8 protein-coding genes are annotated in these 13,833 nt (G+C 40.0%); all 8 read left to right on the plus strand.

What is annotated here, in order from left to right; all coding sequences use genetic code 11:
* Nucleotides 1-702 precede the first annotated feature (702 nt).
* Nucleotides 703-3,900 carry a SusC/RagA family TonB-linked outer membrane protein gene (locus B9Y87_RS01760; protein ID WP_085495600.1) on the plus strand — a complete coding sequence of 1,066 codons (3,198 nt, stop codon included), beginning with the start codon at nucleotides 703-705 and terminating at the stop codon, nucleotides 3,898-3,900.
* A 35-nt stretch (nucleotides 3,901-3,935) separates the two neighbouring features.
* The gene (locus tag B9Y87_RS01765; protein WP_085495602.1) at nucleotides 3,936-5,834 is read left to right on the plus strand and encodes a RagB/SusD family nutrient uptake outer membrane protein; all 1,899 of its coding nucleotides are present in this window, start codon (nucleotides 3,936-3,938) and stop codon (nucleotides 5,832-5,834) included.
* Between the two features lie 28 nt (nucleotides 5,835-5,862).
* Nucleotides 5,863-7,074: a DUF5000 domain-containing lipoprotein gene (locus B9Y87_RS01770; protein WP_176225574.1), complete on the plus strand. Its 1,212-nt coding sequence runs from the start codon at nucleotides 5,863-5,865 to the stop codon at nucleotides 7,072-7,074.
* 83 nt (nucleotides 7,075-7,157) lie between these two features.
* Nucleotides 7,158-8,381 carry a DUF4998 domain-containing protein gene (locus B9Y87_RS01775; RefSeq protein WP_085495605.1) on the plus strand — a complete coding sequence of 408 codons (1,224 nt, stop codon included), beginning with the start codon at nucleotides 7,158-7,160 and terminating at the stop codon, nucleotides 8,379-8,381.
* Nucleotides 8,382-8,445: 64 nt separating this feature from the next.
* Nucleotides 8,446-8,772 (plus strand): RagB/SusD family nutrient uptake outer membrane protein, encoded by a 327-nt coding sequence (locus B9Y87_RS01780; RefSeq protein ID WP_085495607.1) that lies wholly within the window; start codon nucleotides 8,446-8,448, stop codon nucleotides 8,770-8,772.
* A 194-nt stretch (nucleotides 8,773-8,966) separates the two neighbouring features.
* The gene (locus B9Y87_RS01785; protein WP_085495609.1) at nucleotides 8,967-11,066 is read left to right on the plus strand and encodes an alpha-L-fucosidase; all 2,100 of its coding nucleotides are present in this window, start codon (nucleotides 8,967-8,969) and stop codon (nucleotides 11,064-11,066) included.
* A gap of 66 nt (nucleotides 11,067-11,132) precedes the next feature.
* The gene (locus B9Y87_RS01790) at nucleotides 11,133-12,041 is read left to right on the plus strand and encodes an endonuclease/exonuclease/phosphatase family protein (RefSeq protein WP_085495611.1); all 909 of its coding nucleotides are present in this window, start codon (nucleotides 11,133-11,135) and stop codon (nucleotides 12,039-12,041) included.
* Nucleotides 12,042-12,113: 72 nt separating this feature from the next.
* Nucleotides 12,114-13,811 (plus strand): beta-N-acetylhexosaminidase, encoded by a 1,698-nt coding sequence (locus B9Y87_RS01795; protein WP_085495613.1) that lies wholly within the window; start codon nucleotides 12,114-12,116, stop codon nucleotides 13,809-13,811.
* Nucleotides 13,812-13,833: the final 22 nt, after the last annotated feature.

Below are 13,833 nucleotides of genomic sequence, written 5' to 3' on the forward strand. Positions count from 1 at the left end.
GGTTGGTTTCAAATATACGATTATGGGATTTATCAATGAAGAATTGAAAATATGGCAATAGTCGAAATTTTTAGTTTCCGGTGTCGTGTATTAATGTAAAAGTCTGATAATTATGTTACTAATTGTTTTTGGAGGTTGTTACAAGTACAAATGTACCCTATAAAAAGTTAGTTAGAAGGAGGCGCACTGTACAAATGGAGCCCAAATGAAACCTGTTATGAGCCCAAAGTTGAATGCATAGGCCTATACATTTGAAGGACTACTTTTTTAGCATGAATAATTGTAAAACCATGGAAAAAAGAGGAAAATTTTAACCAATAATTAACCATCAAATTTTAATGAGTATGAATCAAAAATTACGGAAGAGGACCACTTCCAAATCAAAAGGGACATGTAAAATAATTCCTCAAATCTTTTATGAGACTATTTTTAAATCTACTAAGGAATAATTTTTATCTAACAGGCAATAATTCTTGTTGTTGTCAAATTCATGGGGCATAAGTTTTCAAAATCCAATTAGGCCATTGTATGCTTTTGGTTATAAATAAAAATTTAACTGTTTTGGTTAGGTGTAATGTCCATTACATCATATTACATTAAGATTTTGATGAACAACACATGCTAAGCTGATTTTGCCCCAATTTAAATCTAATCGAAATTTTCTTCCCAGAAATTGTGAAGACTATCCAAAAAAAACATTTTATGAATTTTAGACTTTTTCATTTTTTAATATTTTTGGTACTACTGGGTCTGCAAGACATAAGTGCCCAAGATGTGACCGTATCAGGAACTATAACTGATGGAAGTGGAACTCCACTCCCAGGTGCAAATGTTATAGAAAAAGGAACAACTAATGGCGTAACAGCCGATTTCGACGGAAACTTCTCTATTGATGTGCTAAATGCCAGAGCTGTACTTGTCTTTTCTTATTTAGGTTTTGCTAACAAAGAGATTGCCCTACAGGGAAAAACAAACATAGCAGTGGCCTTGCAGGAGGATGCTTCTGCATTGGACGAAGTTGTTGTTATGGGTTTTGGAACGCAAAAGAAGGAAGCTGTTGTAGGGGCCATGACTTCAATTACGCCATCCGAACTTAAGATTCCCTCAAGTAACTTAACAACTGCTCTTGCAGGTAGAATATCTGGAATGGTTTCTTATCAGACCAGCGGTGAACCAGGTGCAGACAATGCCCAGTTCTTTGTCCGTGGGGTAGCCTCGTTTAATGGACAAAATGGTCCATTGATTCTAATAGATGGTGTTGAATTAACAGTAGATGACCTTGCTCGATTACAGCCCGATGACATTCAAAGTTTTTCGGTTCTAAAAGATCCTACCACTACTGCAATTTATGGAGCACGTGGGGCTAATGGTATAATTCTGGTCACAACAAAGACCGGTGTAAAAGGTAAAGCTGTTGTTAATTTGAGATACGAGAATTCTTACAGTTCACCAGTTTCTGTTATTGATCTGGCCGATCCCGTTACCCATATGCGGCTACAGAATGAGGCCGATAGAACACGAGGACTTTTCCCGACTTTTACAGAGGAAAAAATTGCAGGTACTGCCAGAGGTGGCAATTCAAATATCTATCCAGCCGTAGATTGGTTTGAAGAATTATTTCAAGATTGGGCCGGTTCGAGGCGTATTAATCTAAATGTACGTGGTGGCGGTGACAAGGTGCGCTATTATGTTGCAGGTGCACTAAACTCGGATGATGGCCTACTTAAAGTAGATGACACCAATAGTTTCACCAATAACATAAAACTTAATCAATATGTACTACGTTCAAACATAAATATTGATCTGCACGAAAACACTGAAATGATTGTAAGGTTGCATTCAACAATAGATGATTACAGAGGCCCCTTACAAGGTGGAAATGCTATTTACAATGCAGCTGTACGCACAAGCCCAGTGCGTTTTCCTGCGGTATTAGAGCCTGATGCTGCATTGCAAGGAGTTCCACACATTACATTCGGAAACGACTTGGGGCCAAGACAGAGCGCTAATCGAGATAACGGGGCCGTTTGGTACAATCCCTATGCGGAGTTACAAAGAGGTTATCGTGATTATAGACGTCAGTTGTCTTTGGTGCAATTAGAGTTCAAACAAAACCTAAATTCGATTTTGGAAGGCCTTTCTGCAAGGTTTTTAGGAAACGCCAACACCACTTCTGCCTTCGAAAACAGAAGATCCTATAGACCTTATTTCTATAGGGTTTCAACTTTTGATTCGAATACAGAGGAATACACATTAACGAGAACTTCTGAAGGTGATGAGTCGTTAGAGTTGGATCCCGATCATAAGGCAGTGAATAGTTCAGTTCTCTATATGGAACTCGCTACTGATTATCACAATACCTTTGACGAAAAACATACCGTTTCAGGGCTTTTGGCCTTTACCGCACGAGAATTTTTGGATGGGAACGCCAACACGGTTCAACTTTCACTGCCGAGTAGAAATCTTAGCTTGGCTGGTAGATTTAATTATGACTACGATAACCGCTATTTTTTGGAAACCAATTTTGGCTATAACGGATCAGAAAGGTTCGCCGAAGAAAATCGTTTTGGATTCTTTCCATCCTTTGGTGTGGGGTGGTTGGTGTCAAATGAAAAATTTTTTAAATCCGAATCAATTTCCAGACTTAAATTTAGAGCCTCTTACGGTTGGGTAGGTAACGATCAAATAGGAAACACGAGAAATGATCGTTTTTTCTATCTCTCAGAGGTCGATATCAATAATGGTGGTCGAGGATATACTTTTGGTCGTGATTTGAACGAGACCGTAAACGGTGTTTCCATTAGCAGATATGCAAATCCTTTGGTTACATGGGAAACTGCACGAAAACTCAATGTAGGGGTAGACCTGAATCTATTTAATGACGCCGTTCAGTTCAGAGCAGATGTATTTCAGGATAACAGATCCAATATCTTGCAAACAAGATCGGACATTCCTACTACATTAGGGCTACAGTCGGTAATCCAGACCAATGTGGGTGAAGTGAAATTACAAGGTGTAGATGCTTCTTTGGATATTAACCACTCCTTTAATGAAAATTTTTGGATGCAGGGTCGCGCAACTTTTGTTTATACCGACAATGAGTATACCGTGTTTGAAGAGCCCAATTATGCCGAACTCGGTGCTCCTTGGCGATCTAACATCGGCAACAATGTAAGTACTAGACAGGGTTATATTGCTGAGCGTTTGTTTGTCGATGATGAAGAAGCGAAAAACTCACCTGCTCAATTTGGAACTCCTGGAATCGATTACGGTGGAGGGGACATTAAGTATAAGGACCTTAATGGAGATAATCTAATTAGTTCTTTGGATCAGGCAGCAATAGGAAAGCCAGACGTACCAAAAATCACCTATGGGTTTGGGCTTTCCGCTGGGTACAAACGCTTTGATGTTAGTATGTTCTTTCAAGGTCTTGCCGAAACATCTTTTTTTATCGACCCATACAGGACGGGACCATTTATCAATAGCGTTGTGGGATCACAGACAGATCAAGCGGATTTATTGATAGAAGCTGGCAATGGTATTTTATCAGAAAATGGCCTACTTCAGGCCTATGCTGATGATCATTGGTCAGAGGACGATAAAAATGTATACGCTCTTTGGCCCAGACTTTCTACCACCCCAATCCAAAACAATTTACAGACAAGTACCTGGTGGTTACGTGATGGCTCTTTTATGAGACTGAAACAAGTGGAAATAGGGTTTGACCTAGGCAAGGGAATGGAAGAAAAGCTTAATATCCAGAAGCTTAGAATGTATGTCACAGGAACGAACATAATGACTTGGAGCAAATTTAAGATATGGGATCCGGAACTTAAGGGAACGGGTTTAAATTATCCACTTCAAAGAACTATAAATGTGGGTATTCAACTCGGTTTTTAATTTTTTTAAAAAAATAAAATCAAAAAGAAAAAAAGATGAATATAAAATTGATAATAAGATCTCTGTCCATTATACTAATTGCATCGGGAGTTTCGTGCTCCAAATATGTAGATGTTGTGCCAGATAATATAGCGGTTATTGAAGATGCCTTCGAAACCCGGGATGCAGCAGAACGTTTTCTTGCCACTTTGTATGGCTACCTCCCTCCAGTTAACAGTATTAGCAATCCAGCTCTAGTGGCTGGGGATGAAATAGCTGTGAATGACAATGTGTCACGGGACTGGGATGGAAGCATTATTGGAAGGGGGGGGCAATCCAAGGTTACTCCTCGCTTAGGCTACTGGGGCTCAAATAGTGTATCTAATCTTTTTATTGCATTACGTGATTGTAATATATTTTTAGAAAATATCGACAAACCTTTTGATATTCGTGAGGATGAAAAAATAAGATGGATAGCTGAAGCCAAGGTTTTAAAAGCTTACTACCATTTTTATTTAATGAGAATGTACGGCCCTATCCCGATTATCCGTGAAAATATAGAAGTTAGCGCTGGGGTGGAGGCAGTAAGGGTTAGCCGGGCTCCTGTAGATGAGGTGGCGGATTACATTGTGGAATTGCTGGATGAAGCTATTGGTGATCTGCCAAGTGTAGTGGAAGATCAGGGGACTGAACTTGGTAGAATAACCACCCCTATCGCTGCAGCCATTAAGGCTCGTACCTTAATGACGGTTGCTAGTCCTTTGTTTAATGGAAACGTTGACTACGCTGGATTTATCGATGCGGAAGGTAATGAATTGATCAATACTACCTATGATAAAGAAAAATGGAACTTGGCAGCAATCGCATGTAAAGACGCCATTGATTTTGCTCATGATGCCGGACACTCTTTATATAGATTTACTGGGGCTCCGTCAGACTGGTCTGACACCACAGTGACTAAATTAAGTATAAGAGGTAGTATAGCGGAACGTTGGAACGAGGAAATAGTCTGGGGTGCCTCTGGCCGTAGCGTATCAGCCTTACAAAACTGGTCGCAGGCTAAAATTGCCCTTGATATTACGGCTGAGACACGGGAAAGTGTTGAGTCATACTATAATGCTCCAATGAGAATCGCAGAAATGTTCTACTCAGAAAATGGAGTGCCAATAGACGAGGATAATAGTTATGATTTTAGTAACCGTTTTAAAGTTTCTGTTGCAGATGAAGCTCATCAACATTATGTCAGGCCTGGGTTTGAAACGGCAAACCTCAATATGAACAGGGAACCGCGATTTTATGCTTCATTAGGTTTTGATGGAGGTACATGGTTCGGCCATGGTCAACAAAGTGATGATAATGAACTTATAGTCGAGGCAAAAAAAGGACAAAGAACAGGTAAGACCGATGCCAACCGTTGGGGAGTCTCTGGTTATTGGCCAAAAAAATTGGTGTATTATGAAAATGTCCAAAGAGGCACATCTTACGGTTATAGTAACAGGGCTTACCCCTTTCCAGTTGTACGATTGGCGGATCTTTATTTGTTATATGCAGAAGCACTGAATGAATCTGGAAAATCATCTGAAGCTATACCGTGGATCGATTTGGTTCGGGATAGAGCGGGCCTAAATGGGGTAGTAGAATCTTGGACTGCTGCCTCCACTAATCCGAATAAACCAAATACCCAAGATGGTTTAAGAGATATAATCCATGACGAGCGCTTGATTGAACTTGTCTTTGAAGGTCATCGCTTTTGGGACTTAAGAAGATGGAAACGCGCTGGGGAATTTTTAAACAGTGACAAACGTGGATGGAATGCAGAAGGGGAGAATACAGAAGATTATTACAAGGTAATATCAATAGGAAGCTATCGCTTTTTGACCAGAGACTATCTTTGGCCTATAGCCGAGAACGACATAATAACTAATAGTAATTTAGTACAAAACCCAGGTTGGTAAAATGTACTTTATAAAGAATAATTATACAATGAAAAATATCAAATTGTTTAGTTTAACGCTTCTATCAATATGTTTGTTGAATTTTTCCTGCGAAGAAGAAGAGCGAGGACCATTGGTCGGTGATGGGGTACCACCAAATGTAATAACAGAAGTTACTGTAGAGAATTTACCCGGTGGTGCCATTATTAAATATAAACTGCCGCCGGATGAAGATGCGCTTCTTGTGGAGGCCAGTTATGAAAGAAATGGGGAATTGATTTCAGCAAGGTCTTCCAATTTTAAGAATTATGTCAGTATTGAGGGACTCAAAGAAACTTCCCCACAGGATGTTAACCTTGTAGTAGTGGATCGAAGCAACAATAAGTCAACTCCAGTTAAGGTTACCATCAATCCTCAAACGGCACCAATAGACAAGCTTTTTTCATCGTTTGAACTGGTTCCAGATTTTGGAGGTGTCCGACTGAAATATAATAATGAGGATAATATTAAAGCTGAATTGCTTTTATATGCGAGTGATGCAAATGGCAACATTAGTTATAATCAATCCGCGTTTATAGAGAACGATAACCGGTCTCACTTTACCTATAGAACGTTTGCTCCGGCCCTACAAAATTTTGGTGTTGCCGCCATAGACCGTTGGAATAATATCACAGATATAAAACAAACAAAGGTGCTGCCCTTGTCAGAAATTCAGCTGGACATTCAAAAGTTTGACGATCTTTTCCTTAACGGGGACAGACAAGATGCATTTGGCTGGGTAATGCCCAATATGTGGAACGGAAGTATTGACGGCTCAGGGTATCATACCTCTCAAACAGAACCTGGTGTTACCATTGCCCCTTATACTGAGCCTTATCATATGTTTACCATGGATCTTGGGGTGAAGGCTAAACTAAGTAGGTTTAAATTCTGGCAAAGACAAGGTTCTTGGATTTTCACCCATGGTAATCCCAGGTATTTTGAGGTTTGGGGTATAGACGAACTACCTGCCGATAATGGAGATTCTTTTGAAGGTTGGACCAAATTAATTGAGAATGGGGAAGTTATAAAACCTTCTGGAGGGGCTATAGGTCTGAACAGTGCTGAAGATGCCGCCTCGGCAGCTTCAGGAGAAGAGTTTGAATTTCCAATTGATGCCCCACCGATACGCTACATCCGTTTTGTAAACCTTAAAAACTGGTCAGAAGGAAAATTTATGCATATCATGGAAGTCAATTTCTGGGGACAGTTAGCTGAATAACCGAAAAACTGGATTGCCAATAAAATAAACCATATTTAATCAAAGCAGTCCTGTTATCGCTAATCTTTAATAATTATAAAATAATGAAAAAGTCATCAAGAATTATGTATTTCGCTCTCTTGGCCATAGGCACAATTATTGTCGTTGCCTCCTGTGAAGAGACGTCCGAAACCTACAGTGAATTCACCAAAGACGGGGAGATCATATACGTTGGAACACCTGATACCGTGATAGTCGCTCCTGGTTTTGAAAAACTAAAATTTTCAATAGTAATTAATGCCGATCCTAAAATAAGCGGCGGTGTTCTCCAAACTAAAGACAAATCGTTCAATCATGAGTTTGATGTGGAACGACAAAGTAATGGCAATGACACCATTTCTTTTATTGTCAATTTAGACGAAGGGGAATATAATTTTGACGTCTTACTAAAAGACGATTCGGGAAATACATCCATTCCCCGAGAAGTCACTACTGTTGTTTATGGTACAAAGTATCAAAATGCGTTACTAAGTAGAAGCATTTCCGCAATAAAAGCATTTGAGACTCATGCGGTGCTAACCTGGGGAGATGTCCCGAATGGAAGTATCTCAACATCTATAAGCTATGAAGATGCTAATGGAGCTATGCAGACAATAGAAGTATCCAATGATATAAGTGAAACAACTTTGTCATCCTACAAATTAGGTGGTTCCATTATTGTAAAAAGTATTTATGCACCTCGCTCCAATGCCATTGATGTTTTTAGTTCTATATCGGAAACAGTATTCCCAGAACAATTTCAAATAAACCATACCAATATTACTGCTCTAAGAATGCCTTTTGATGCATCTGATGGTTGTTATGGGTCTAGCTATGAAAGGTTAACCGATGGTGCAACCGGAGAATTCTGGCATAGTTGTGACTCGGTGGAGGACCAGTACCCGTTCGTAATGAGTTTTGATATCGGGGTGGCTGCCAATCTAAGTGGATTCAGACTTGATAAGCGGTCGGAATGTTGTGGGGGTAGAAGCCCTGCATCCTATCAAATTTGGGCAACAAATGAAATTGTTGGAGCCGAAACGATGGATATAGACGCTGATGGGGATGAAAATAATGTCTCAATTGCTCATTGGGAAGCGGATGCAATATCCAAAGGATGGGTCAAACTGGTTGAGGTAACCGATAATACACAAGAAACTTTTGAGGTTTTGATCCCGGAAAATTCCACAAATTATAGATATGTTAGATTAGTGGCTATTTCATCGATCAATGGTGAAATCACAGCCAATTTTGACGAATTGACCTTTATGGCCACGGCAGTAGATTAATTCCCAATACTATGGCTAGTTATAGATTTGATAGTAAACGTTTCAATAACATTTACTTTTAATTATGTTCAATTCAAGTATTTTGTCAATCGTGTTGTTTTGTGGAATGTGTGCCGCTGAGGGAATGCGAAGGGATGATATAGTTAGATGGAAGGCTGGGCAATTGCTTGCCCAGACCCCATTGGGAGCAAAATTTAACCCTGATGTTTATCCTAATGCAGTGAATGAGCCATTCGCAAGAACAAACTCGGACGGATTTGTTGAGCCTTATCAAGGAACATCAAGAGCAAGGCAATTTGATGAGGGCAAAAATTACTTATATCCAATTCCTCCAAGTCAAATAGGCCTATACCCAAATGGAGAATTGAAACAAAACCCGGGTTGGGAATAATAATTCAGAAATACATGCCTAATGGCGGTATAAGATGAAGTTTAATTTTTGAGTTTGTTATAGTTAGTTGAGTTGTTTGGGAGAGACTTTAACAGTCTCTCCCTTATTCTTAGGGGGAACCTAGGTGTGAAGACATAAGAGGTTAGACTTTAGACACTGGATTTAAAACTAGCAAGAGTTGTAAATTTTTATATATGAGTAAATTTAATTTAAATTTAGTACTGTTGGCACTGCTAAATTTCTACTTGTCCCATGGGCAATACACTGATGCTCCAGAACCATACGGCCCTTTGCCAACAGAACGCCAATTAGCATGGCACAATTTGGAGTATTATGGGTTTATTCATTTTAATATGAATACCTTCACCAATATGGAATGGGGTATGGGAAGTGAAAAACCATCACAATTCAACCCAACCCAATTGGATGCCAGACAATGGGCGAAAACTATAAAAGAAGCTGGCATGAAAGGGGTTATAATAACTGCCAAGCACCATGACGGATTCTGTTTATGGCCCTCAAAATACACAGAACATTCCGTAAAAAACTCTCCTTGGAAGAACGGTAAAGGTGATGTGTTGAAAGATTTATCGGAAGCCTGTGCTGAATACGGACTAAAAATGGGGGTGTATCTATCCCCATGGGATAGAAACCATGCGGATTATGGTAAACCGGAGTACGTGACCTATTTTCACAATCAGTTGCGGGAATTGCTTACTAATTACGGGCAGATTTTTGAAGTGTGGTTCGATGGTGCCAATGGAGGTTCTGGTTATTACGGAGGGGCTAATGAAACCCGGAAAATTGATAACAAAACCTATTATCAATGGGATAAGGCCATTGCAATAATAAGGGAACTACAGCCCAATGCCGTGATTTTTGGTGATGGTGGTCCTGGAGTCCGATGGGTAGGCAATGAGGAAGGATGGGCCAATGAAACCAATTGGAGTTTGTTGGAAAGAAACAAAGTTTATCCAGGCTATTCCAAGTATAAGGAATTACGTTCCGGACATGAGAACGGTACGCATTGGGTACCGGCCGAATGCGATGTGTCTATACGACCAGGATGGTACTACCACCCTTCCGAGGATTCACAAGTGAAATCCCTGGAACATTTGGTAAAGATTTACTATGAATCGGTGGGAAGGAACGCCTCATTGTTGCTTAATTTACCCGTAGATGATAGAGGGTTGGTACATGAGAGGGATTCGGTTCAACTAATGGCGCTAAAGGAACAAATAAATAAGGATTTTGCAAATAACATTGCTAAAACCGCCAAGGTTGGTGCCACAAATGTTAGGGGTAATCATTCCAAATTTGGAGCTGGAAAGGTAATTGATGGGGACAACAATACCTATTGGACAACCGATGAGGGAGTCACAACAGCTTCCCTTACCCTTAACTTTGATTCACCAACAGAAGTAAACAGAATTCTACTTCAAGAATATATTGCCTTGGGACAACGGGTTTATGGATTTAACGTAGAGGCTAGGATAGACGGAAATTGGAAACTTATAGATACGCAAACTACCATAGGAGTGAAAAGAATCTTACGATTCGATACCGTTGAAGTTTCTGCCGTCCGTGTAAATATTACCGCATCAAAAGCGGCACCCGTTATTTCGAATATCGAGTTGTACCGTGCTCCAAATTTGCTTACACAACCTATAATCAAAAGAGATAAAAGTGGTGTGGTAAGCATGGAGGTGAGTGATAAAAATATAGATATCCATTACACCTTGGATGGTTCGGAACCAACAGAAAAATCTCCCAAATACCAATCAGGTTTCAGGATAGATAAACCTACAACTATTAAGGCCTTGGCCTATAATCCGGAAAACAGGGAGAAAACCTCGGTCAAGGAAATGTATTTTGATATTAGCAAAAAAGATTGGAAGGTGCTAAAGGTAAGTGCCGGCAAGCTTGGAGACGCCCATAGGCTTATTGATGACAATCCAAATAGTACTTGGGTAAGCGCGGCAAGCGATACAGCTGTGGAAGTCGTTGTTGATTTAGGAGAAGTACAGCGGTTACAAGGGTTTACCTATATGCCCGTTCGGGGAAGATGGCCGGTGGGAATTGTTTCACAGTATGAGTTTTCAATTAGTAGGGATAATAAAACATGGTCTGTGGCAGCTACTGGAGAGTTTGCCAATATCAAAAACAATCCTATTAAACAAACCGTAAGCTTCAAAACAACGAAAGCACGATTTGTAAAATTGAAAGGAGTTAAAATAATTGACGATGATAAAAGAATGTCTGTTGGTGAAATAGGGGTGATTACTAAACAGTAAATTCAGTTTCATGTATGGTAATTGAAACAAATTAGTATAAGGAATTAACTTTAAGACATATAGTAAATGATTAATAAAATTAAACCTTTTGTGCTTATAATTCTAACCTTTGGGGTGTCTTCCCATGGGTTAAGATCTCAAGAGAAATTAAAGGTGATGACCTATAACATTTGGAATGGTTTTGATTGGGGCAAGGATAGTGAACGCCAAGCGGCCACGATTAATTGGATCAAGTCTAAAAATCCAGATGTATTGGCTTTACAGGAACTCTGCGGCTATGATGAAGAAAAACTAAAGAGTGATGCATTGAAATGGGGGCATCCGTTTGTCGAGATTCTAAAAACTTCTGGATATTCCGTAGGGATTACTTCCAGGGAACCCATAGTAGTAAAAGAAAAGATCCTGGACGACATGCACCATGGGGCCTTGCATTGCAAGGTTTACGACATAGACATTTTTGTAGTTCATTTTTCCCCTTTTAGTTATCAAAAAAGAAGCGAGGAGGCAAAAATCATAATGGATAAACTATCTAAGCTTTCCACTGGACAAAACAAATATTTAGTTTTAGGAGATTTTAATGCTTTATCTCCTTTTGATGCCCACTTGTATAAAGACAACCCTAGGCTCTTGGAGAACAAAAGAGCTTCGGAAATAGAACACGATCATGTTAGAAATTTATTGGAGGACCAGTTGGAATATAGTGTGCTTGGTTCGCTCTTAGGCTATCCTCTGATTGATGTTGTCCAAAGGTTTACGTCTTCATGGGATAATAGGGTAAGCTGTCCCACCCAAGTTTTTGAATCTGAAAAAGGGGAGGGGCGGCCTATTAACTCCACACGAATAGATTATATTTTGAGTTCCCCTTTTTTAGCAACAAAATGCGTAAATGCAGGTGTATTAAACAAAAAAGATACGTATTATCTATCCGACCACTATCCGGTAATGGCAGAATTTGATTACCCTTTTCTGGAATGATCTTCTTTAAATGTGAACAAAATGGTAATAGGCATAAACAAATATTAAAATTTAAATAATAATTGATAAACAATGAGAATACTTATTTTTTTATTGGTCGGATTATTGACCATTTCCTGTGCAGACCAAAACAAGAACAACGATAACCCGGAACAAGCATATCAAATCATTCCCAAGCCCTTGTCCTTAGTGAGCTCACAGGGCTCTTTTTTGGTCAACAGTAAAACCTATATATCCAGTACTGATGCCTTGAAGACGGAGGCAGAATACCTGTCCGAAATGTTGGGCAGTGCAGTAGGGATAAAGATTTCCTTTGAGCAGGGTAAAATAGGAGAAGGTGGTATAATACTTAAACTGGACGAAAATATTGAAAATGATGAAGGATATGAGTTGGTTGTAGAGTACAACAAAATTATAATTTCGGGAAAAACGACCAAAGGAGTGTTTTACGCTATTCAGACATTGCGACAGCTCTTGCCTCCGACAATAGAATCGGGAACTTCTTTGGAGACCGAATTATCCATTCCGGCAGTGGTTGTTAAAGATGAGCCAAGGTTTGCCTATAGGGGCATGATGCTGGACGTAAGCCGTCATTTCTTTCCCGTATCCTTTGTCAAGAAGTACATAGACCTTATCGCCCTCCATAAAATGAATACCCTGCATTGGCATTTAACAGAGGATCAGGCTTGGCGCATAGAAATAAAAAAGTATCCAAGGTTGACTCAGGTAGGTGCCTTCCGGAACGGGACCATTATTGGACACCATCCGGGCACCGCAAATGATCAGGAGGTATACGGAGGCTTCTATACCCAAGAAGAGGTTAAAGATATCGTAGCATATGCCTCCAAGCAGCATATCACCATTATTCCGGAGATAGAGATGCCCGGACACGGAGCGGCAGCTATTGCTGCATATCCCTATTTGAGTTGTTTCCCGGAAGAACCAACTATTGTATTCAATGATATGATGTCCGATAAGAGCAGGGAGCTGCAAATATCCGGTACCCCTAAGATCGTACAGGAAACATGGGGCGTAATGGATGATGTCTTTTGTGGGGGGAAGGAAAGCACTTTTGCTTTTTTACAAGATGTCCTGGATGAGGTGATACCACTTTTTCCATCAAAGTACGTTCATATAGGTGGGGATGAAAGCCCAAAGGCGAATTGGGAACGTTGCCCGAACTGTCAGAACAGGATCAAGAAAGAGAAGTTGAGTGACGAGCATGAACTGCAGAGTTATTTCGTACAGCGAATGGAGAAATATATAAATGGAAAGGGCAAACAGATTATTGGATGGGACGAGATTTTGGAAGGCGGATTGGCCCCTAACGCTACGGTTATGTCCTGGCGTGGCGAAAAAGGAGGAATTGAAGCGGCCAAACAGCATCACGATGTAATCATGACACCTACCACCTATAGTTATTTCGATTATTACCAATCAGAGGATAAGGATAATGAACCTTTGGCCATTGGTGGGTTTCTGCCTATTGAAAAGGTCTACTCCTATAACCCTATTCCAGAAGAATTGGATAAAGAGGAGGAAAAATTCATTCTTGGGGCACAAGGTAATGTTTGGACCGAATATATGAAAACAGAAAAGCAGGTAGAATATATGACCTTTCCCCGTATGACAGCCCTATCCGAAGTGGTTTGGTCTCCACAGGAATCTAGAAATTGGGACGATTTTAAAAATCGACTAGAGGATATGTCAAAAAGGTATGATGCAATGGGGCTGAACTATGCAAAGCACATATTAGTTGAAGACAAATAGCAAGGCGTAAAAGAACTAGCCA

It is taken from the genome of Arenibacter troitsensis (assembly GCF_900177645.1).
GTDB lineage: Bacteria > Bacteroidota > Bacteroidia > Flavobacteriales > Flavobacteriaceae > Arenibacter > Arenibacter troitsensis.